This window comes from Ferrovum myxofaciens, from assembly GCF_000735045.1.
GTDB lineage: Bacteria > Pseudomonadota > Gammaproteobacteria > Burkholderiales > Ferrovaceae > Ferrovum > Ferrovum myxofaciens.
In genome coordinates this window covers 1-253 of record NZ_JPOQ01000077.1, presented here as the reverse complement: position 1 = coordinate 253, position 253 = coordinate 1, and the positions used below count along the sequence as shown (strand labels likewise).

1 pseudogene is annotated in these 253 nt (G+C 46.6%); it reads left to right on the top strand.

The features are described 5' to 3' along the window. Positions 1-34 precede the first annotated feature (34 nt). Positions 35-253: pseudogene (locus IV91_RS0109905) on the top strand (IS1380 family transposase); the annotation flags it as partial.

The window sequence follows — 253 nt, the reverse complement described above, 5'->3', positions numbered from 1 at the left end:
TAATTAGTCATATTCTTTCTTCACCCAAACGAACATGGCACACTTTGAAGTCCGGCAATCCGAGAAACTGAATCTGACCTCTTATTCTGGATTGGCATTGATTGGTCAATGCTGTCAGGCGGCTCAGGTGGATCTGGTGATCGACCCTAAATTTCCTGTTTCTCAAGGAATGCGCACCTCGGATATAGTGAAGTCCATGATTGGTCTGTTGAGTCTGGGCAAGAGTGATTTCGAGGCGATCGAACCTTTCCGC